The sequence below is a fragment of the Pseudoselenomonas ruminantium genome (assembly GCF_900142515.1).
Classification (GTDB): Bacteria; Bacillota; Negativicutes; order Selenomonadales; family Selenomonadaceae; genus Selenomonas_A; species Selenomonas_A ruminantium_D.
Genome location: NZ_FRBC01000037.1, coordinates 1 through 21223, shown reverse-complemented (window position 1 = coordinate 21223; position 21223 = coordinate 1). Strand labels below are relative to the sequence as shown.

Below are 21223 nucleotides of genomic sequence, written 5' to 3'. Positions count from 1 at the left end.
ATTTTATCGGTAACATCGGATATGAACCCTTCTGAAGCCTCGAAGCCGTAAATGTCTTCCAAAGTTTCAGAGATCTGTCTGGTGGTCATGCCTTTGGCATACATAGAGATAATTTTCTCGTCAATGGCGGAAATATCCTTCTGCCGCTTCTTGACAACCTGGGGCTGGAAGGAGGACTGACGATCCTGCGGGACATCAATCTGAAAACTGCCATAACTGCTGTTGACACGCTTGGTTTTGTATCCGTTGCGGGCATTCTCACTATCGGAGCGCTCAGACTTGCTGTAGCCTAGATGCTCATCCATTTCCGTTTCCATCATTTGCTTGATGGTGCCGCCCAGCAAGTCTTTCAGGGCGTCTTGGATATCAGTAGCGCTCTCGATGTTGTACTCTTGGAACAACTGCTGGATGATGGCACGCTTGCCATCGGTCATTTCTACCTTGTGAATCTCTTTTTTCTTTCTTGCCATGATAAAAGGCCTCCTATGATTTGATTATAGTTTATCATAGAAGACCTTATGATTTCGAGGGGAACTTAATTTACAGAGATTTTTTCATACTCTCTCCAAGCCGTTGGCTTTGCTGGTTTCTACTATGCTATAAACGGCAGCGCTGGCGGCTGCGTGGCTTTTTTCATGCCTCCCATTTTCGTATTTAACCTTTATTTACCAATCGTTCTCTACATAAAAAATTTATGTAAAGACAAAATTATCAATCTGTTATTTAGATATCGAATGATTAAGATATTTCAGTGTATAATCGCATACCTCGCGATATATTTTCCCTAACAAACCTGATGGAAGTTCTTCCCAAGTGTAATTATTAGTACTTGCCCCACCAAATTTAGCATAGTTTTCTGGTGACAATACTCTTATCCATTTACCATTACTAGTCAACGCAAAAGTCATTTTTGTAATAATAAAATCTTCGTTTTTATTATGAATTTCAGCCAGATGACTTCTTACATAATCATCACTATAATGTGGAAATATATAATAATAAAATAAAGGGGAAATAACTTTCTCTGTTGACATATAATCTTTCATCGTTGCGGAAATGTCATTTATTTTAATTATCGCTAGTCCATCTCCGTATTTTGCACGGTATTCTAAAGGCATGTTTGGAATGTACCACACATAATCACTAGAAAAATTAACATAACCACCGAATATGTCTATTGAGCTAATTTTTCCATTAGTCTGTTTTTCGATTTCTTTTATAAAATCATAGTATAAGTTACCAAGCTTTTCTTCGCGAGTATTTTCACCATAGGTAATTTCTATAGATCCATAATTTAATACTCCTCTTTCAATTTTGAACACGCTTATAGGAAGTTTTATCCTTTTTATTGAAAAAGTTGATTTATTCTCTATATTTCCACTTGGGTCTATACCATAACAAAGAGCTGTAAACTTAATATTTGAATTAGAGTTTTCTACTACAACTATTGAAGATATATCGATTATAGAATATCTTCCACTACTCCCCCCAGATAAAGGTATACAGATAAAATTCTTATTCCCACACCAGTAATAATTATTATTAATTTCTACGAGTTTATTATTTGCTGATACATAAGATAAATTGACCATCATTAATATAGCAATTATTGTCAAAATGAGTCTTTTCACATTGTCATCTCCTTTGTTTTCTGACAGTAAACATATCATACAAGAACGCTGACAATTTTGATACTATATTTTTATCAAGTCGATTGATTGCCATAGCTTAGTTTAGGAAGAACTTTTACCGACTATAAAAGAATCATCATTCTTGTTATAATTACTTATTTGCTCTTATTATCTGGCAAAGAGAATTCTTCTCCACATCTCATACACTTGTATCCATTTTTCCAAAATTTAATATTTTTTATGCATGCATTGTAATTTTTATCATGTTCTTTTTTATAGTATTTGTATCCTATCCAAAATCCTGATGCCATAAAACCCAAGGATACCAGTCCCCCTACGGCATTTTCTTCACCTTGAGGTAACATTATTATCCCCACGCTGAAAAAATTCACTACACACATACAAAACAATATTAAAAATACAATATACTTCCCCTTATGTGATTCGTATGTAGGCTTTTTCTGGATAAGTTTTAGTGCCTTTATATCATCCGATTTACATTTTGGACATTGATAGTCTGGTCAAATCATAGGCATGGTCACGCGCCACTTGTTTGAGAGCTGTGTAACTTCTAAGGTAACTCAAGCTCGTGCAGACACGGTGGTATGAGGTACCGGGTTTGAGAGCTGTGTAATGTAATTGTGTAAATACTGTATATGTATTTACATTGTATGTCATTAATGCTATGATATAGGCAGAAAGAGGTGATAGCATGAAAACCGTATCTGTAACCATGAGAGTAGAACCTCAGCTCAAAGCACAAGCGGAATTTTTGTGTGAACAGATGGGGCTGACGCTTTCCACTGCCTATACGATGATGTTGAAAGCTATTGTCCGTACCGGCTCCATTCCTTTTGAGATTAAGGCAGACAGTTTTTACAGTGAAGCCAATCAAAGGCACTTGCAGGCGGCTATTCGTAGGCTGGAAGCAGGTGAAGGGGAGGAGCATGAGCTGATAGAATGCTGATAACGTGGGATGAGGAAGCTTGGGCTGATTATGTCGAGTGGCAGAATCAGGATAAGAAAACGCTCAAAAAGATCAATCAGCTAGTGAAGGACATTATGCGCAATGGCGTACTGGAAGGGACAAGGAATCCGGAAGCTCTAAAAGGGAATCTGCAAGGTTGGTATAGCAGGCGTATAGACAAAAAGAACAGGCTGGTTTATAAAATCGTAAATGACAATTTAAAAATAGCCCAATGCAAGGAACATTACTGATCATCTGCAACTGCTCTGTTGCCGAATATCACGCCGCCGTGGATAAGGACTGGTGTGCTGTTGCTGGCGATGGTGGTGGGGAGCTTGGCGGAAAGTTTGCAGGGGGTATCTAATAGAAAGGCGGTGGCGAGTATGGCATCGTCTTTTATTTTGCGGTAGTCTTTGCTGTTCAGTTCGGCTTTGTAGACTTCAAAGCTATGCGGGGCAATGGTGGTGGTGCATAGTGCCTGGGTAAAGGCCATGCCATCGGACCATTGCCATATTTTTTTGCCGTTTTTGTCCGTGATGAGAAAGTCATATACCTGTCCATCACGGTGGCTGATGGTGTAGGGCGCATCGCCGTTGTTGCAGACTTTCAGTTCCATAAGCAGCCGTCCGTGGCGTTCCTGCAACGTCAGCTCCTCGGTGATCTGCTCGAACTGCAGGGCGGCATAGGTGTTAATGGGCGTTTTCGTACTGGACCCGGAGGCTGGGAAGGTGATGCCGATACCTGTGCCGAAGCCGGCATGGGCAACAGTGGGAGTAAGAAGGCAGGAAGCAAGTATAATAGGGATTAATATTTGGCGCATAAGAAATCATCCTCCTGACGTTGTTTATTCGTAATGTAATTCAATTCTGTCAGACTGTATTCCTGCTGGGAGGGCAGGATTTGCTTGTTTGTATGACGAAATTTTCATTGGGAAAGGATTGATGCAGATGGAAGAACTGACATACCATTATCATTATGATTCGCCCTTGGGTACGTTGCTTATGGTCAGTGATGGCAAGGCTTTGACTGAATTGGATTTTATGGATTATCCTTATGGCGGAGATAAAGCCGATATGCAGAATGTTGCTCCGTGTTTACCGGTTTTTGCAGATACCTGCCGTTGGCTGGATTTGTATTTTGCTGGCAGGGTACCGGATTTTACCCCGCCGCTATCTCTGAATGGCACGGCATTCCAAAATGCTGTTTGGGATATATTGCGTATGATTCCTTATGGACAAACGACAACCTATGGGGAGATCGCTGGGCAGATTGCAAAGTTGCAAGGCGTGGCTAAGATGTCGGCGCAGGCTGTGGGCGGCGCATTAGGATATAATCCGATCGCCATCATCGTTCCCTGTCATAGGGTTATTGGGAAGGACGGCAGACTTACCGGATATACGGGCGGCTTGCAGCGAAAGGAATGGCTGCTCAGACATGAAGGTTTTTTGGCGTAATTTTGACTTGAGCAGGATTTAGTGTTGTGCAGCTAGAATGATACAACAGTTAGATTTATTGTGGATTATATAAGGAGGAAAAAGGTATGGCAAGCAAATTCTATCGTTGCAGTATTTGTGGAAATCTTGTGGGTCTGATTCATGAGGGACAGGGGCAGATGATGTGCTGTGGGCAGCCAATGACGGCACTGACGGCCAACACCACGGATGCGGCGCAGGAGAAGCATGTGCCGGTCGTGGAGTTTGACCAGGCTGCGGGCGTGCTGAAGGTAACTGTGGGTTCCGTAGCGCATCCCATGACACCGGAGCATCTGATTGAGTGGATTCATGTCCAGACGAAAAATGGTGGCCAGATGCGTCATTTGACGCCAGACGACAAACCGGAAGCAGTGTTCAAGATCGCGGATGGAGATGCGCCGGTGGCAGTGTTTGAGTATTGCAATCTCCATGGTCTGTGGAAGGCTGATATTTAACCTAGTACGCCAGAAGTCCTCTACCTCTTAGGTGGGGGATGAAGGCGGGTCTGGCGAATTTACGTAAGTAATTGAGCCAGACAATTGCTCCGTAGATAGTTTTGTGGTACAATCTTAGCAACGAATATCGGAAATCTTCTAAGAAAGGAGAAGACCTGCGAAATTCTATAGACTGTTATGCTACGGTCTCACGGAGTCTGAAACGTCGATAACCAAGGCAGTAAGCTCCCAGCAGGTACGAACAAGGGTTTTGTGATTATCCTCTCTTTCCCGTAACCATTCGGGATGTAACATGTGCGAAGTCAGATTAGCCGACAAATCACAACTACCGTAGGAACTACGGGAAGTTACGCCTGTGGAGAGTGTGTAAGACGAATATATTCCTCGGAATATATCGCAGTTCTCGTTGAAGCAGGAAGCTCCAGCCTCTATAGGCGGGAGTAGTTCACTCTTTAAAGGGTACTTTCCATGCTTCTTCCAGCATTTCCATCTTCCAGCGGGCGTTGGCCGGGCTGGTGGAGGGAAGTTTGTAGAAGTGGATGTCCTGGCGGCTTAGGAGTTCCTTGTTATACTTCTTGAAGCATTGGAAGGATTTGCCGCCGTTGAAGCAGATGGTATGGATATGAGGATATTGTGCGAGCAGGGCAGTGAAATCATTGCCCTGCTCGTTTTTGATATCGGCATCAAGGCTGCCTGGGCGTTCGCAGCTGGCGATGGAATCCCAAAGGGCGATATGGTGGCGCAGCAGCATGGCCAGACGTTCTTTATATATTATCGGGGGTGTGGTTTGTTCCAGGATGCGGGCCATCAGTGGCCAGAAGCGGTTCTGGGGATGAGCGTAATACTGTTGAGCGCCCAAGGAAGCTATACTGGGCATGGAACCGAGGATAAGATGGGTGCAGTTTGCATCGATGCTGGGAGCAAAGCCGGTGCAATAGGGATTGGAATTTGGCATGGGATTACCTCCGTATATTTTAGGATGTTTCTATCATACCACGCCTGCTGGGAAAATATCATGCTATTTTTCAGGCAGATATGCTAGGATGAGACAGGGAATGCGGGCTGGGCTGTAGAATAGCAAGGTAATGGCGATGTCGTGTATAAGGGGAGGGAGGCGTGGCGTATGAGGAAGTGGAAAAAAAGCCTGTTGGTGATGGCGGCAACGATGGCCTTATGGGGGCCGCACAGTTTGCAGGCGGTTCCTTTGGCTGTGGTGCAGGAAAGCAATTTGTGCGGTGTGATCGATACACAGGGAAATTTCCGTATACCTTTGGCTTATGACAAGATTGTGCCGTGGTCGAATGGTGCCCTGATGTTGAAGAAAGGGGAACTCTGCGGTGTCTTGGGGCAGGATGGGCAGGTCATCGTACCTGTGGAGTATCTGAATATCCTCATCCCCAGTCATGGAAAAACTTATCTCGTGGAAAATAATGAAGCCCATTGGGGCGCGTATAGCAGCGAGGGAAAATTGCTGTTGCCCGTCATCTATGATGAGATAACGGCGGTTACAAAGGAAAATGATTGTTTTGGTGTGCGGCAGGGGACCGTCTGGAAATTCGTGCGCAGGGATGGCACGCCTGTCAGTGCGGAGGAATTTGCTTATATCGGCGAATTTGATGAAGATGGGCTGGTGGCCGTAAAACAGCAGGACAAGTGGGGCTATGCTACGGCAAATGGTGAAATTGTCATAAGCTGTCAGTTTGATGCTGTCCAAAACTTTTCCCAGGGTTTGGCGGCCATCAAACAGCAGGGGAAATGGGGGTTTGTCGATCCGCAGGGCATTATCCGGATCAAGCCGCAATACAGTGACGTTTTCTCGGGCTTTTCCGAAGGTCTGGCAGCGGTGCAGTCGCCACAGGGAAAGGGCTATATAGATAAGCGGGGACGTTTGCTGATTCCGCGCGATTCGCGTTATATTGGCCCGTTTCAGAATGGCGTGGCAGAAATCCATGAAGTAAAGAAAAAAGTGAATGTATGGCGCTCATTGACTTATGGAGCAAGCATTGCCTTAGGCGGGATCGGCCTGCCACCCAATAACTTGTTGAAGAGCAATGAAAAGAGGGGCTTTATCAGCCGGCAGGGCAAGGAAATCGTATCGACCAGCTATGATGAAGTATTGCCCTTTGCCGATGGGATGGCACTGGTACGCAAGGATAAGAAGTGGGGGGCTGTGAGCATGGATGGCAGGACGCATATCCGTCCCCGTTATCTGGCCATGCGTCCTTTCGGCAGCGGCGTATCAGCGGTTCGCACGGAAGCTGGCTGGCAGCTGATTGATAAATCCGGTCAGGTGGTGAAAGATTTGCCAGCAACGGTTACGGATGCTGGCATTATGGCTATGGGACTGCTGCCGGTCTGCATAGGTGGGAAATGGGGATACCTCGGCAAAGATGGAGAGCTCGTGGTGGCACCACGTTTTACGCAAGTGAGCAGTTTTTATGAAATGAAATGAGCAGAAAAAAATATTTTGCGGGTAGCCGCTCGATAAGGCTTTTGTCGCTGGGCTGCCCGTAATTTCTGTTTCGGGGGATTGACACATTTGCTAGAATAGGATTATAGCGAATTTTAGATAGAGGACAGGTATATGATTGCGATAGAGAACTTGACCAAAAAATTCCCCCATCGTACCCAGTCGGGGACGCAGGGAGAAAAGACAGCGGTGGATGGGATTTCCTTCCGGGTAGGGCGGGGGGAAGTCTTTGGCTTACTGGGGCCGAATGGGGCGGGCAAGACCACGACCATCCGCATGCTGACTTTGCAGCTCGCGCCGACCGCTGGGCGTATTGCTTACGAAGGACAGGATGTGCGGGAAAAGGCGCAGGCAATCAAGAAACTGATTGGCGTGGTACCCCAGCATGTCAATTTCGATCAGGATCTGACCGTGCGGGAGAATTTGGAACTGCATGCACGCCTGCATCATATGGGGGCGAAGGAGCGGAAGGAACGGATTGATGAGCTTTTGGCGTATGTGGAGCTTGAGGATGTGGCCAATGATGGTGTGCGGCGCTTGTCTGGGGGCATGAAGCGGCGTCTGCTGCTAGCCCGGGCGCTGATTCACCGTCCGAAGATCCTGTTCATGGACGAACCGACGGTGGCGCTTGACCCGCAGGTACGCCGCAAGATTTGGGACTTGATCCGCCAGCTTTCCCGGGAGCAGGTGACGGTGTTTTTGACCACGCATTATATTGAGGAAGCGGAAGCGCTCTGTCAGCGGGTCGCAATCCTGGACAAGGGAAAGCTGACGGCTCTGGATACCCCGGAAAATCTCAAGGAGCGGCTGGGAAAATTCACGGTGGAGTGGGATGAGGAACAGGGACGTGCCTATAAGTTCTTCGCCCAAAAAAAAGATGCCGCAACCTTTGCGGCAGAGCAGGAAGCGGTGGGCGGCATATTGATCCGTCCTACCAATCTTGAGGATGTATTTATTGAGATTACCGGGCGCAAGGAGGGGCTGTGATTGTTATATGATGTTTGGACCGTCTTTTGGCGGGACTGGGTGGTCCTGAAGCGGCGGCTGACGAAATTCATCCTGGCCCGGATGGTCGCACCCATGCTTTATCTTGTGGCCTTTGGCTGGGGCTTAGGGCGCAGTATTCAGGTCAGCGGAGGAAGTTATTTAGATTTTCTGGTGCCAGGAATATTGGCGCTCAATTCCATGAATATCAGCTTCAACAGCATCACGCCGGTGCATGCCGAGCGCATCTACCATAAGAGTCTGGAGGAGTATCTGATTGCGCCGATTGTGCCGGATGCCTTTGTCTTAGGCAAGGTATTGGCAGCGGTGCTCAGAGGGCTGATTTCCAGTGCGATCATTGTGTTATTGGCGTTCTTGTTCGGAGCGAATCTGCAATTATCGCCATCGTTATTGTTGGTATTGGTTTTGAACTGTATCATCTTTGCAGAAATCGGTTTTTTGGCGGCTATGAAGATCAGCACTTATGAGGAAATGAGTCAGGTGAATACCTATATCCTGCTGCCGATGTCATTCTTGTGTGGGACATTCTTTTCCACTCAGGCCCTGCCGGATCTGCTGCGATATTTCATCGAGTTGCTGCCCTTGACGCATACGAGTTTCCTGCTGCGCAGCCTCGCGGGCGGCAATGGGGCAGATATGGTCTCTTTGGCGGTGCTGGGCGTTTACGCCATCGGCGGCTTTTATCTCGGCAGCCGGGCTTTCCGCAATCTGGTGCGGTGAAAGGAGTAAGAGGATTTGTTTAGGAATATCATGCATCATAAGGCTTCGTCCTGCTCGGATTGTGCCAAGCTCTGCTGCACGAAAATCGAGAATTTCAGCGTGCAGGCGGGGAGCCTTACGATTTTCAAGGATGTGAATATCCATCTGCATTGTGGTCAGTTGACGGCCCTTATCGGCCCCAATGGAGCAGGGAAGAGTACCCTCTTGAAGGCCATACTGGGGGAAGTGCCCCATAAGGGAACCCTTCACTATGCTGATGCTGAAGGCCGGCGGGGGAATCAGCCGGTGATTGGCTATGTGCCGCAATATCTGAACTTCGATGTGAGTGCACCGATAAGCGTCAAGGATATCTTCCTGGCTTGTCTGGGGGAGAAACCGGTCTGGCTGACCTCTGGCCGCAAGCTCAATGCCCGGATCATGAAGAGTCTGGCCCGGGTGCATGCGGAACACCTGTTGGAGCGGCGGCTGGGCGCACTGTCGGGCGGTGAGTTGCAACGGGTGTTGCTGGCTCTGGCCTTAGATCCATTGCCGGATTTGCTGCTGCTGGATGAGCCGGTTTCTGGTGTCGATCAGAATGGGCTGGAACTCTTCTATGAGATTCTGGCAGAGCTGCGGGAAAAAGAGGATATGGCCATCCTGCTGATTTCTCATGATCTCAATATGGTAGCCAAACATGCCGATCAGGTGGTGCTTTTGAACAAGGCAGTAGTGACCAGCGGTACGCCGGAGGAAGTCTTTGCCGATAAGCGTACCCGGCAGATTTTCGGTATGCTGGCCAGTACAGGAAAGGAGGAGGACTGATGACAGAAATCTATAGTATCATGGATATATTGCTGCCTTTTGACTGGGCGCATTATACTTTCATGAAGAATGCCTTTCTGGCCATCCTGCTGATCACGCCGTTGTTCGGCCTGCTCAGTACCATGGTGGTGTCCAACCGCATGGCGTTCTTCTCGGATTCTTTGGGGCATGGTGCTTTCACTGGTATCGCCATCGGCGTTTTGCTGGGCATGACATCCCCCTTGCTGTCTCTGGTTATTTTCTCCATTGCTTTTGCGGTGTTCATCACCTATATCAAGAACAGGAGCACAGCTTCTACGGATACGATCATTGGCGTCTTTTCGTCCACGGCCATTGCTATCGGTCTGATGATCATGAGCCGTGGGGGTGGCTTCAATAAATTCTCTTCCTTCCTGATTGGTGATGTGTTGAGCATTACGGCGGATGACCTGCAGGCCTTGCTGCTGGTCTTTGTCCTGGTACTGGCTGGTTGGGGCTTCCTGTTCAATCGGCTGCTGGTCCTCTCCATCAATTCGGCTTTCGCCCGCAGCCGGGGCATCAGCACGTTCTGGGTGGAAAGCGTATTTGCGGCCTTATTGGCTGTGGTGGTGGCCATCAGCATTCAATGGGTGGGCATTCTGATCATCAATGCCCTGCTGGTACTGCCCGCAGCCGCTGCCCGCAACGTGACCAATGATGTGAAGGAATATCAGCTTGTTTCCGTTATCGTGGCTATGGCAGCCGGGTTCAGCGGTTTGCTGCTGGCCTATTATTTCAATATGGCAGCCGGAGCGACCATCGTGGTGCTGGCGGCGTTGATGTTCTTTGTGACTCTGCTGCTGAAGGAGCGTTTCGTGCGCTGAATAAAAAAAGCGCTGCGAACGAAGCCGCAGCGCAATGCAGAAGGGGAACGCCGTGCATTAACCTTCTTTACTGTGTTTCAAGGGGAAGAAGGATTAACACACATTCGATTGGTAACCTGAGTATATATTTCGCGATATGATTAAAAAAATCCTCTTTTTCATGGAAAAAGAGGATTTTTATTATCGCTGTTTATTATTCGCGGCCCAGACGATCGCGGAGGATTACGTCATGAGAACCGCCTTCGACGATACTCGTAGCGGATACGAGCGTGAGTTTTGCCTTGTCGCGGAACTCAGGCAGGCTCAGGGAGCCGCAGTTGCACATGGTGCTGCGAATCTTGGCAAGTGTCGTGCCAACGTTGTCCTTGAGCGGGCCGGCGTAAGGAACATAGGAGTCAACGCCTTCTTCGAAGGAGAGCTTCTTGGAGCCGCCCAGGTCGTAGCGCTGCCAGTTGCGGGCACGGTTGGAACCTTCGCCCCAGTATTCCTTGTAGTAGGTGCCGTTGACTTTGACTTTGTCCGTCGGGCTTTCATCGAAGCGGGAGAAGTAACGGCCCAGCATCAGGAAGTCTGCGCCCATAGCCAGTGCCAGCGTCATGTGGTAGTCGTGGACGATACCACCATCGGAGCAGACCGGGATATAGATGCCGGTTTCTTCATAATACTTGTCACGCTCACGGCAGACATCGATCAGAGCCGTAGCCTGGCCGCGGCCGATACCCTTGGTTTCGCGGGTGATGCAGATGGAGCCGCCGCCGATGCCGACTTTGATGAAGTCAGCGCCAGCTTCAGCCAGGAAGCGGAAGCCTTCGGCGTCAACGACATTGCCGGCGCCGACTTTGACATCTTCGCCGAAGTTTTCATGGATGTATTTGAGGGTGATGCGCTGCCATTCGGAGAAGCCTTCGGAGGAGTCGATGCAGAGGACATCGGCGCCAGCTTCCAGCAGGGCAGGCACGCGTTCAGCGTAATCGCGGGTGTTGATACCAGCACCGACGATATAGCGCTTCTGATCGTCAATGAGTTCGAGCTCATTGTCTTTGTTGGCATTGTAGTCTTTACGGAAAACCATGTAGAGGAGACGCTGATTCTTGTCGATGATCGGCAGCATGTTCAGCTTGTTTTCCCAGATGATATCATTGGCCTGGCCAATCGTAGTAACTTCCTCAGCCTTAGCATAAACGAGGTTTTCAAAAGCCGTCATGAATTCGCTGGCTGGCGTGTCCATGGACATGCGGGAAACGCGGTAGTCGCGGCTCGTGACGATACCCAGGAGCTTGCCATTGGCCGTGCCGTCTTCCGTTACAGCCATCGTGGAGTGGCCCGTATCCTGCAGCAGATCGAGAATCTCGCCCAGGGTCGTGGACGGTTTGATGTTGGAGTCGCTGCTGACAAAACCGGATTTGTAATGTTTCACGCGGGAAACCATAGCGGCTTCATTTTCGATGCTCTGGGAACCGTAGATGAAGGACACACCGCCCTCTTTGGCCAGTGCGATAGCCATGTTGTCATCGGAAACCGCCTGCATGATAGCAGAGGTCATAGGGATGTTCATGGAAATCTTCGGTTCCTCACCCTTGCGGAACTTGACCAGCGGTGTTTTCAAGGAAACATTTGCTGGGATGCATTTGTCCGAGGAATAGCCGGGAACGAGGAGATACTCGCCAAAAGTGTGTGATGGTTCTTCAAAATAGAATGCCAACTTAACCCCTTCTTTCTTGATACTAGTGAATCTACATAAAGCCATGAACGGCGTGTGCCGTCATGTATATTGTTTTATATCTTAATATAAATGCTAACCTCGTGTCAATCAGAAAATTAAATTCATGTTACAACTTTACACTTATATAATAAGGAAATGCAACTAGCAGCTTGCCTTATCCGGTCAAGCTGCTAGTTAATCATCACGCATTCTATTTTCATTATCTTCATGGGAACCAGTCTTACGGGCCCATTGGACTCCCCTCCTTCACGAGCCAGTTCTACTATTAGATGAAACAATCTCTACGGCTAGCTATTACCTTTTTCGAGTTGCTTCTCTCTAATTACAGATATATTATCACAGAAGAGACTTAAAGTCAACAATTTTCTGAAGGTTTTAATAAAGAAAGGCGGTCATAAAAAAATGTCATTTGTCCCTTGCATTTTTAGGAGGTACAACGTATAATAGGCAATGTTATGAGGACGTAATAGCAGGTACTAAATTAGGAGGGAGGTGTACGAATGGCAAGAGTGAAGAAAAAGATCCGGCAAGAATTATTGATTGAAAAAGTTAAAAGCAAGCCTTTTCTGACGGATGAGGAACTGGCCAGACAGTTAGATGTCAGTGTGCAGACGATAAGGCTGGACCGGTTGGAATTGGGCATCCCGGAACTGCGGGGACGCATCCGCAAGATGGCCGAAAATGCTCAGAATAAGGTAAAGGCTATCCAGAGCAATGAAGTGGTAGGTGAGCTTATTGATCTGGAACTTGGTCATTCGGGCATTTCTCTGCTGAGAATAACGGAAGATATGGTCTTTGGCAAAACGCAGATTGCCAAGGGGCATTTTATGTTTTCTCAGGCGGATTCTTTGGCAATGGCCATCGTAGACGCACCAATGGCGGTTACTGGTGTGGCCAATGTGAAGTATAAGGTGCCTGTTCATGTAGGTGAAAAACTGATTGCCAAGGCGGAAATTGTCAAGGTGAGAGGTAATAAATATTTTATATGGGTAAAAACCCATAATGAAACCCAAGAAGTTTTCCGCGCGAAATTCATCGTGGTTTCCTGGGGAGACAGATAAGGGGGAAATAGATTCGTGAAAATTGCAGTTGATGCAATGGGAGGCGACTTTGCTCCTGAGCAGATCGTTTTCGGTGCTGTACGTGCGGCGAAAAAATACGGCTGTGAGATTGTTCTGGTCGGTGATGAAGATAGAATCCGCGAGGTACTCAAGCGGGAAAATGGCTGGGAAAATCTCGGCATTACCATTTATCACACGAGTCAGGTCATTGAGATGGATGAGCATCCTGCCGATGCTGTGCGGACGAAGAAAGATTCTTCCGTGGTAGTAGCGACCAGACTGGTAAAAGAGGGTGAGTGTGATGCTGTGCTCTCTGCTGGCAGTACGGGAGCAGCGGTGACGGCAGCTCAGCTGATCCTGAAGCGTATCAAGGGGATTGGCAGGCCGACTATCGCTACGCCAATCCCGACATCCAAAGGCGTGACGATGTTGCTCGATTCCGGTGCTAATGTGGATTCCAAGCCGATTCATCTGGTACAGAGCGGCATGATGGGATCGATTTATGCGGAATATGTCTTTGGCATCAAAAATCCGCGGGTAGGGCTTCTGAACATCGGTGAGGAAGAATCCAAAGGAAATGAGCAGGTAAGGGAAACTTATCCACTGCTCAAAGAGATGCATACCATCAACTTCTGCGGGAATGCCGAAGGCCGTGATATCCCGAAGGGAAACTTTGATGTTGTAATTTGTGATGGATTTGTGGGCAATGTTGTGTTAAAATTTGCAGAGGGCTTAGCAAAGACCATCATGAAGTTGATCAAGGAAGCCATCAAGGAAGGCGGCATCCTGGCGAAGCTGGGAGCACTGCTGCTGATGCCGACGCTCAAGAAGCTGGGCAAGCGGCTGGATGCTTCTGAATACGGCGGCGCACCACTTTTGGGTGTCAATGGCGTATGCATCATCAGTCATGGTTCGTCAAATGCAAAGTCCATTTGCAGTGCTATCGGAGTGGCTAATGATTATGTGAACGGAAAGGTCCTGGAGCATATCAAGGAAACTTTGGAGCAAGAAGAAGTGTTAATGAAAGAGTCTTAATCGTGGCCGGACGAGGAATCCAGCATTGAGAGAGGCTAAGGAGGACGTATTTAATGTTTGAAAACAATGCAATCTGTAAGTTACTGAACATAAAGTACCCGATTTTCCAAGGCGGCATGGCTTGGATTGGTACGGCAGAACTGGCTTCGGCAGTTTCCAATGCCGGCGGTCTGGGCCTTATCGGTGCTGGTCACATGCCCCCCGATGTTCTGCGGGCAGAGATTCAGAAGTGCAAGGGCTGGACGGATAAGCCGTTTGGCGTGAACATCATGCTGATGAGCCCGTTCGTCAAAGAAGTAATGCAGGTTGTGATTGATGAGCGTGTACCGGTCATCACTACGGGCGCCGGCAACCCTGGCGAATATCTGCCGGCACTCAAGGAAATCGGCACGAAGGTTATCCCCGTGGTAGCTTCTGTAGCTTTGGCCAAGCGTCTCGTGCGCATTGGTGCAGATGCCGTTATCGCTGAAGGTACGGAATCCGGCGGTCATATCGGCGAGATCACGACTATGGCACTGCTGCCGCAGGTAGTGGATGCTGTTGATGTACCGGTAATCGGTGCTGGTGGTATCGCAGATTCCCGTGGTATGGCAGCGGCTTTCGCTCTGGGAGCACAGGCTGTGCAGATGGGTACCCGTTTCGTATTGAGCGAGGAATGCATCGCGCATGAAAACTACAAGAACCTCGTGCTGAAGGCCAAGGACCGCTCCACCGTGGTTACGGGCAAGAGCCTGGGTCATCCGGCCCGCGTGATTGCCAACAAGCTTTCCCGCAAGTATGAAGAAATGGAAGCTGCTGGTGCATCTGCAGAAGAACTGGAAAAACTGGGCGTAGGCAGCCTGCATCGTGCAACCCATGAAGGCGATGTAGAGAACGGCTCCGTGATGATCGGCGAAATTTCCGGCATGCTTAATGACATCAAGCCGGTGAAACAGATTATTGAAGACATTGTTGGCGGTCTGCCAAATGTTATAACTGCTATTCAGGGAAATTGCAAGTAATTGGGGGTTATCGTCTTGAATAAATTAGCATTTGTATTCCCAGGACAAGGTGCTCAGGCTGTAGGCATGGGCAAGGATTTTTGCGAGCAGTATGAAGTGGCTAAGAAGCTGTTCAAAGAGGCTGATGAAGCACTGGGATATTCCATCAAGGATATGTGCTTTGAAGGCCCTGCAGAGGATCTGAAGCTGACGGCGAATACGCAGCCGGCTATCCTGACCATGAGCGTGATTGCCAACGAAATCCTGAAGGAACATGGTGTTCAGCCAGACGTGGTTGGCGGCCATAGCCTGGGCGAGTATTCTGCACTCGTTGCTGCTGATGTACTGGATTTCCAGGATGCAGTCCTGCTGGTGCACAAGCGCGGCCAGTTTATGCAAGAGGCTGTGCCGGTAGGTCAGGGTGGCATGGCAGCTATCATCGGCCTGGCTGATGAAGTCATCATCGATGCCTGTGCCAAGGCTACGGAAGCTGCTGGTGAAGTGCAGGCCGTGAATTTCAACTGCCCTGGCCAGACGGTTATTGCTGGTACCACCGCAGGCGTGGAAGCAGCGGTAGAGATCCTGAAGGAAGCTGGTGCCAAGAAGGCCGTTATCCTGCCGGTATCTGCTCCGTTCCATTCCACTCTGATGAAGCCGGCTGCTGAGAAGTTGGCGGCTGAGCTGGATAAGGTTGACATCCGCGATGCCAAGATTCCTGTGGTTTCCAACTTCACGGGCAAACTGGAGAATACGGCAGCGGAAATCAAGGCTAACCTCGTTGCTCAGGCTGACCATCCGGTCAAATGGATCGACTGCGTGAAGACCATGCAGGAATTCGGTGCTGATACTTTCGTAGAAGCTGGCCCGGGCAAGACGCTCTGCGGTTTCAATCGCCGTATTGACAAGAGCCTTACGAGCATGAACGTAGAAAATCTGGAATCCTTGCAAAAAACTCTTGACTATTTCAAGGAGGTTCGCTAATATGCTTTTAGATGGAAAAGTTGCCCTCGTAACGGGTGCTTCCCGCGGCATTGGCAGAGCCATTGCCCTGAAATTAGCAGCTGAAGGAGCTAAGGTTGCCATCAATTACGCTGGCAACACGGCTAAGGCTGAAGAAGTCAAGGCTGAGATCGAGAAGAATGGCGGACAGGCCATTCTCGTGCAGGCTGATGTGGCAGATGCTGTTGCTGTAGAAGCCATGGTAAATGCCACGGTTGAGGCGTTTGGCCAGATTGATATCCTGGTCAACAACGCTGGTATCACGCGTGATGGTCTCTTGATGCGTATGAAGGACGAAGATTTCGATGCAGTCATCAATACGAACCTCAAGGGCGTGTTCTACTGCACGAAGCTCGTGTCCAAACTCATGATGAAGAAGCGCAGCGGCCGTATCATCAATATGGCATCTGTTGTTGGCCTGATGGGCAATGCCGGCCAGACCAACTATGCGGCAGCCAAGGCTGGTGTGATTGGTTTCTCCAAGTCCGCAGCCAAAGAGCTGGCAGCCCGCGGCATTACGGTGAACATGGTAGCACCGGGCTTCATTGATACGGATATGACGGCAGCTATGACGGACAAGGCACGGGAAATGACGCTGACGGGGATTCCCTTGAACCGCATGGGCACGCCGGAAGACGTAGCGAATGCTGTGGCATTCCTCGTATCGGACAATGCATCCTATATCACGGGCCAGGTCATCAATGTAGACGGCGGCATGGTTATGTGATATAACTATAGATGGACATCAATTTAAGGAGGTGAAACTTCATGACTTTTGATAAAGTAAGAGATATCGTTGTTGAGCAGTTAGGTGTTGAGGCTGACGAGGTTGCACTCGAGTCCACATTCATCGATGATCTGGGTGCTGATTCCCTGGATATTGTTGAGCTGATCATGGCTTTCGAAGAAGAATTCAACATTGAAATTCCGGACGAAGCTGCTGAGAAGATCAAGAGCGTTCAGGACGTAGTTACCTACATAGACCAGAACAAATAAGTTTGAGCGTCTTACCTGTTTGAAAATCCCGTGAAACAAGTTTTCGCGGGATTTTTCAAGGTAGGTAAGCTTGATTGGAGGAGTAACATTGAAACTTCCAGAGCTGAAAATCGGCAATAAAGTCGCCCGTGTACCTATCCAGCAGGGCGGTATGGCGATTCGCTTGTCCACAGCCCGTCTGGCGGCAGCAGTTGCCAATGAAGGCGGTATCGGCCTCATTGCAGCATCCGGCATGAGCCATGACGAACTGCGGTATGAAATTAGGCTCGCACGTTCGCTTACGTCTGGTATCATCGGTATCAATATCATGGTGGCAGCCAATGACTTTGCCGAAGTGGTCAAAGTGGCTATTGAGGAAGGTATTGACCTTGTCGTAGCTGGCGCTGGTTTTTCCCGTGATATGTTTGCACTGGGGAAGGAATCCGGGACACCCATTGTTCCCATCGTTTCTTCCGTTAAATTAGCTAAAATTTCAGAGCGTCTTGGCGCTACGGCAATTGTCCTTGAAGGAAAGGAAGCTGGCGGTCATCTGGGTACGGATACGTCCGTGCGCGATCTGATTTCGGATGTCAGCTCCGCTGTGAATATTCCGGTTATTGCAGCCGGTGGCGTTCTTCATGGCCAGGACATCGTTGATTTGATAAAGATGGGCGCCGCTGGTGTCCAGATGGGTTCCCGGTTTGCTGCCTGCGAGGAGAGCAATGCAGCACCAGCCCTCAAAGAATATTATCTGAAATCCAAACCGGAGGATATCGTGGTTATCCATAGTCCTGTTGGCCTGCCGGGCCGTGCTGTGCGCACCCCGTTTTCGGCCAGGGTCATGGAAGGCCCCGTGCCTCCGAAGCAGTGTGATGCCTGCCTGAAGGCGTGCAAGCACAATTTCTGCATCATCCGGGCGCTGACCCGCGCTCAGCAGGGCGATGTGGAGACAGGTCTGGTCTTTACGGGCGAATACATGCCCCGCATTGACAAGATCATGACCGTGCATGAAATTTTCGAGCAGCTGAAAGCGGAGGCTGAAGCTGCCAACTAAGCATAGTACATCGCTATGAATAGATGAGAGGAGTTATTCATTTTGAGTAATCGCGTAGTTATCACTGGTGTAGGTGCCATTACCCCAATCGGTATCGGCAAGGATGAATTCTGGAACGGCCTGATGGAAGGCCGCAACGGTATTGACAAGATCAGCCGTTTCGATGCTTCTGACTTCACGGCACAGATTGCTGGCGAAGTAAAGGACTTCGATGCTACCCAGTATATCGACAAGAAAGAGTCCAAGCGTATGGACCGTTACACGCAGTTCGCTGTAGCTGCTGCTGATCTGGCTATCAAGGATGCCGGCCTTGATCTGGAACAGGAAAACCTCGACCGCATCGGTACGTTCATCGGTACGGGTATCGGCGGTATCGAGACCATGCATTCCCAGTACGAGAAGTTCTTCGCTAAGGGACCTTCCCGTATCAGCCCATTCTTCGTACCTATGATGATTGCGAATATGGCAGCTGGTCAGGTGGCTATCACTTACAAGCTTCATGGTCCGTCCAGCTGCACGGTGACGGCTTGCGCTACGGGTTCCAACTGCATCGGTGATGCCTTCCGCGTGATCCAGCGTGGCGATGCTGACGTGATGGTAGCCGGTGGTACGGAAGCTGCTGTTTCCGAGGCTGCTGTGGCAGGTTTCGCTGCCATGAAGGCTCTGTGCATGGATCACAATGATGACCCTGCACATGCTTCCCGTCCGTTTGACAAGAACCGCAGCGGTTTCGTCATGGGCGAGGGCGCAGGTCTCGTGATTCTCGAAAGCCTCGAACATGCCAAGGCTCGCGGCGCACATATCTACGCAGAAGTTGTGGGCTACGGTGCTAACTCCGATGCTTACCACATGACCAGCCCGGCTCCGCATGGTGAGTTCCAGGCTAAGTGCATGCAGCTGGCTCTTGATGATGCTGGCATGAAGGCAGAAGAAGTGGACTATGTGAATGCACATGGTACGTCTACGCACCTTAATGACCAGGGTGAGACGGAAGCCATCAAGGCTGTATGGGGCGAAGCTGCGAAGGAAGTTTCCGTTTCCTCCATCAAGTCCATGACGGGTCATATGCTCGGTGCTGCTGGTGGCGTTGAAGCCATTGCTACGGCTATGGCTATCGAGAACGATATGCTGCCCCCGACCATCAACTATGAAACGCCGGACGAAGGCCTCGACCTCGACTATGTGCCGAACAAGGCCAAAGCCAAGACGGTTCGTGCCGCTATGTCCAACTCCTTCGGTTTCGGCGGCCACAACGCCTGCCTGCTCTTGAAGAAGTATGCAGAATAAGAGGACTACGGGCGATGGGAGAAATTTTATCGGCGAAGCGTAAGGCAGATCTTCAAGAGTTGGCCGCACGGCTGGGTGTGGAGTTCCAGGATTTGACTTTGCTCCACAAGGCTCTGATTCATTCTTCCTATGCGAATGAAGCCAAGGAAAAAAACATCGTCCATAATGAACGTCTCGAATTTTTAGGAGATGCGGTGCTGGAGCTTGCCTCCAGCACCTATCTTTATATGCACTTTCCGCAAATGCCCGAAGGGCAGCTGACCAAGACCCGTGCCAGTATTGTCTGTTCTACCAGTCTTGCGGAACTTGCTCGGACGCTTCATTTGGGCGACTACCTGTTATTGGGGCACGGCGAGGAAATGAGTGGCGGCCGTGACCGGCAAACCAATCTGGAAGATGTGTTCGAAGCCGTGATCGGTGCGATCTATCTTGACCAGGGCTGGGATGTGGCTCAGGATTATGTGGTCCGCCAATTGATGCCGCTGTTCAGGCAGGTAGAGCAGGGGGCAATCCTCAAGGATTACAAGACCATCCTGCAGGAAGTGGTCTATCAGGAAGCGCAGCAGACCGTGAGCTATGAACTGGTCAGCACCTCTGGCCCTGACCACGACAAGAAATTCACTTTCAACGTGCGCATCACCGGCAAGGTCATGGGCACCGGTACCGGCCGCAGCAAGAAAGAAGCCGAACAACGGGCAGCCAAAGAAGCGCTGGAAAAGATAACAACAAAGAAGTAGGCTGACGAAAGGGACTAAAGGAGATATTATGCGAAAATTAGTGATCCTGGGCACTGGCTTTGCCATGGCCACGAAATGCTTCAACACCTGTTTCTTTTTGGAACTGGAAGATGGCAGTCTTTTCCTGACGGATGCCGGCGGCGGCAATGGCATCCTGCGTCAGCTGGAAGTAACGGACTTCGATTACAACAAATGCCATCATATGTTCGTGACCCACGGCCACACGGACCATGTTCTAGGCGTGGTCTGGATTATCCGCAAGGTGGCTGACCTCATGAATAAGGGCAAATACGAAGGTCAGTTCCATATCTACTGCCATGATGTGGTCAAGGACATGCTGGAAAAGATGTCGGCAATGACCCTGAAGAAAAAGGACTTTGCCCGGGTAGGGACGGATATCCTGCTTCATGAAGTGGTAGACGGCCAAAGTGTTGACCTGCCGATGTTCCAGATGACAGCTTTTGATATCATGTCCACCAAGGCCAAGCAATTTGGCTATGAACTCCAATTTGCCGATGGCCTGAAGTTTACCTGTCTGGGAGACGAACCTTATAACGAACACGCCCGGCAGTATGCGGAAAAAGCTGATTGGTTGCTGGCTGAGGCTTTCTGCCAGTACAAGGACAGGGATATCTTCAAACCCTATGAGAAGAATCACAGCACGGTCAAGGAAGCCAGCGAGCTGGCAGAGGAACTGGCCGTGAAGAATCTGGTGCTTTATCATACTGAGGATAAGCATATTGCCACCCGTAAGGCCGATTATACGGCTGAAGCGCGGGAATATTATCATGGCAATATCTTTGTGCCGGATGATTTGGATGTAATTGAATTATGAAGGCATGAACAATAAAACCCGGTATAAGCGTTCCAGGAACACTTATACCGGGTTTTTATTTTCCATGCAATAAGAGGGTCATGCTGTATTTATAAACAAACTTAGCAATATATGTTAAATATCTTTATAAATTTTGTTGCTCATTAACTGCTCTCGACAAGCCGAGTATCGGAT

25 protein-coding genes are annotated in these 21223 nt (G+C 49.2%); 19 read left to right on the top strand and 6 right to left on the bottom strand.

The genetic code is table 11. The features are described 5' to 3' along the window. The 3 genes from BUB68_RS13820 to BUB68_RS13810 all read right to left on the bottom strand — a co-directional run. A partial coding sequence (locus BUB68_RS13820; RefSeq protein ID WP_178139543.1) for a transposase occupies positions 1–470 on the bottom strand: 470 nt, incomplete at its 3' end. Positions 471–719: 249 nt separating this feature from the next. Beyond that, a complete protein-coding gene (locus BUB68_RS13815) occupies positions 720–1631 on the bottom strand; it encodes a hypothetical protein (protein ID WP_073092615.1) in 912 nt (303 codons plus the stop codon). 155 nt (positions 1632–1786) lie between these two features. Continuing rightward, entirely contained in the window at positions 1787–1996 is a 210-nt protein-coding gene (locus tag BUB68_RS13810) for a hypothetical protein (RefSeq protein ID WP_143188178.1), read from the bottom strand. A 347-nt stretch (positions 1997–2343) separates the two neighbouring features. Here BUB68_RS13810 and BUB68_RS13805 point away from each other — a divergent pair, with 347 nt between their 5' ends. Together BUB68_RS13805 and BUB68_RS13800 are read left to right on the top strand one after the other, a co-directional pair. Continuing rightward, the gene (locus BUB68_RS13805) at positions 2344–2598 is read left to right on the top strand and encodes a type II toxin-antitoxin system RelB/DinJ family antitoxin (RefSeq protein ID WP_073092610.1); all 255 of its coding nucleotides are present in this window, start codon (positions 2344–2346) and stop codon (positions 2596–2598) included. Beyond that, the gene (locus BUB68_RS13800) at positions 2592–2849 is read left to right on the top strand and encodes a Txe/YoeB family addiction module toxin (RefSeq protein ID WP_073092607.1); all 258 of its coding nucleotides are present in this window, start codon (positions 2592–2594) and stop codon (positions 2847–2849) included. Before BUB68_RS13805 ends, BUB68_RS13800 begins: the two co-directional genes overlap by 7 nt. Here the strand turns inward: BUB68_RS13800 and BUB68_RS13795 are convergent. Beyond that, complete coding sequence (locus BUB68_RS13795; RefSeq protein ID WP_073092605.1) at positions 2843–3418, bottom strand: BsuPI-related putative proteinase inhibitor; 576 nt, start codon at positions 3416–3418, stop codon at positions 2843–2845. The genes BUB68_RS13800 and BUB68_RS13795 overlap by 7 nt on opposite strands. Positions 3419–3554: 136 nt before the next feature. Between BUB68_RS13795 and BUB68_RS13790 the strand changes: the two genes are divergently transcribed. Then, the gene (locus tag BUB68_RS13790; RefSeq protein ID WP_073092618.1) at positions 3555–4052 is read left to right on the top strand and encodes a methylated-DNA--[protein]-cysteine S-methyltransferase; all 498 of its coding nucleotides are present in this window, start codon (positions 3555–3557) and stop codon (positions 4050–4052) included. Positions 4053–4138: 86 nt separating this feature from the next. Continuing rightward, positions 4139–4525 (top strand): desulfoferrodoxin family protein, encoded by a 387-nt coding sequence (locus BUB68_RS13785; protein ID WP_073092603.1) that lies wholly within the window; start codon positions 4139–4141, stop codon positions 4523–4525. A 445-nt stretch (positions 4526–4970) separates the two neighbouring features. Here BUB68_RS13785 and BUB68_RS13780 read toward each other — a convergent pair whose 3' ends face one another. After that, a complete protein-coding gene (locus tag BUB68_RS13780) occupies positions 4971–5480 on the bottom strand; it encodes a DNA-deoxyinosine glycosylase (RefSeq protein WP_073092600.1) in 510 nt (169 codons plus the stop codon). A 168-nt stretch (positions 5481–5648) separates the two neighbouring features. On the opposite strand from BUB68_RS13780, the gene BUB68_RS13775 reads away from it, so the two are divergent. From BUB68_RS13775 to BUB68_RS13755, 5 genes are all read left to right on the top strand, one after another. Beyond that, positions 5649–6977, top strand: a complete 1329-nt coding sequence (locus BUB68_RS13775; RefSeq protein WP_073092597.1) for a WG repeat-containing protein — start codon at positions 5649–5651, stop codon at positions 6975–6977. A 132-nt stretch (positions 6978–7109) separates the two neighbouring features. Then, positions 7110–7982, top strand: coding sequence for an ABC transporter ATP-binding protein (locus BUB68_RS13770; protein WP_073092594.1), 873 nt, complete (start codon positions 7110–7112; stop codon positions 7980–7982). Then, positions 7983–8720, top strand: a complete 738-nt coding sequence (locus BUB68_RS13765; RefSeq protein ID WP_073092591.1) for an ABC transporter permease — start codon at positions 7983–7985, stop codon at positions 8718–8720. Between the two features lie 15 nt (positions 8721–8735). Beyond that, positions 8736–9521, top strand: coding sequence for a metal ABC transporter ATP-binding protein (locus BUB68_RS13760; RefSeq protein ID WP_073092588.1), 786 nt, complete (start codon positions 8736–8738; stop codon positions 9519–9521). Beyond that, positions 9521–10363 carry a metal ABC transporter permease gene (locus BUB68_RS13755; protein WP_073092585.1) on the top strand — a complete coding sequence of 281 codons (843 nt, stop codon included), beginning with the start codon at positions 9521–9523 and terminating at the stop codon, positions 10361–10363. Before BUB68_RS13760 ends, BUB68_RS13755 begins: the two co-directional genes overlap by 1 nt. A 193-nt stretch (positions 10364–10556) precedes the next feature. Here the strand turns inward: BUB68_RS13755 and BUB68_RS13750 are convergent, their stop codons facing one another. Beyond that, a complete protein-coding gene (locus BUB68_RS13750) occupies positions 10557–12065 on the bottom strand; it encodes an IMP dehydrogenase (protein ID WP_073092583.1) in 1509 nt (502 codons plus the stop codon). A gap of 521 nt (positions 12066–12586) precedes the next feature. On the opposite strand from BUB68_RS13750, the gene fapR reads away from it, so the two are divergent. From fapR to BUB68_RS13700, 10 genes are all read left to right on the top strand, one after another. After that, the gene (gene fapR / locus BUB68_RS13745; protein ID WP_073092580.1) at positions 12587–13147 is read left to right on the top strand and encodes a transcription factor FapR; all 561 of its coding nucleotides are present in this window, start codon (positions 12587–12589) and stop codon (positions 13145–13147) included. A 15-nt stretch (positions 13148–13162) separates the two neighbouring features. Further along, positions 13163–14182 (top strand): phosphate acyltransferase PlsX, encoded by a 1020-nt coding sequence (gene plsX, locus BUB68_RS13740; RefSeq protein WP_073092577.1) that lies wholly within the window; start codon positions 13163–13165, stop codon positions 14180–14182. A gap of 53 nt (positions 14183–14235) precedes the next feature. Continuing rightward, on the top strand, positions 14236–15183 hold the full coding sequence (gene fabK / locus BUB68_RS13735; RefSeq protein WP_073092574.1) for an enoyl-[acyl-carrier-protein] reductase FabK: 948 nt from the start codon (positions 14236–14238) through the stop codon (positions 15181–15183). A 15-nt stretch (positions 15184–15198) separates the two neighbouring features. Then, a complete protein-coding gene (fabD, locus tag BUB68_RS13730) occupies positions 15199–16143 on the top strand; it encodes an ACP S-malonyltransferase (RefSeq protein ID WP_073092571.1) in 945 nt (314 codons plus the stop codon). Position 16144: 1 nt separating this feature from the next. Continuing rightward, entirely contained in the window at positions 16145–16888 is a 744-nt protein-coding gene (fabG, locus tag BUB68_RS13725) for a 3-oxoacyl-[acyl-carrier-protein] reductase (protein WP_073092569.1), read from the top strand. 41 nt (positions 16889–16929) lie between these two features. Continuing rightward, positions 16930–17157: an acyl carrier protein gene (locus BUB68_RS13720; RefSeq protein WP_014423880.1), complete on the top strand. Its 228-nt coding sequence runs from the start codon at positions 16930–16932 to the stop codon at positions 17155–17157. A gap of 88 nt (positions 17158–17245) precedes the next feature. Further along, on the top strand, positions 17246–18190 hold the full coding sequence (locus BUB68_RS13715) for an NAD(P)H-dependent flavin oxidoreductase (RefSeq protein WP_073092566.1): 945 nt from the start codon (positions 17246–17248) through the stop codon (positions 18188–18190). 42 nt (positions 18191–18232) lie between these two features. Continuing rightward, entirely contained in the window at positions 18233–19477 is a 1245-nt protein-coding gene (gene fabF, locus BUB68_RS13710; protein ID WP_073092562.1) for a beta-ketoacyl-ACP synthase II, read from the top strand. A 14-nt stretch (positions 19478–19491) separates the two neighbouring features. Further along, a complete protein-coding gene (gene rnc / locus BUB68_RS13705; protein WP_073092559.1) occupies positions 19492–20214 on the top strand; it encodes a ribonuclease III in 723 nt (240 codons plus the stop codon). A 28-nt stretch (positions 20215–20242) separates the two neighbouring features. After that, positions 20243–21049, top strand: coding sequence for an MBL fold metallo-hydrolase (locus BUB68_RS13700; RefSeq protein ID WP_073092556.1), 807 nt, complete (start codon positions 20243–20245; stop codon positions 21047–21049). The last annotated feature ends 174 nt before the right edge of the window (positions 21050–21223 follow it).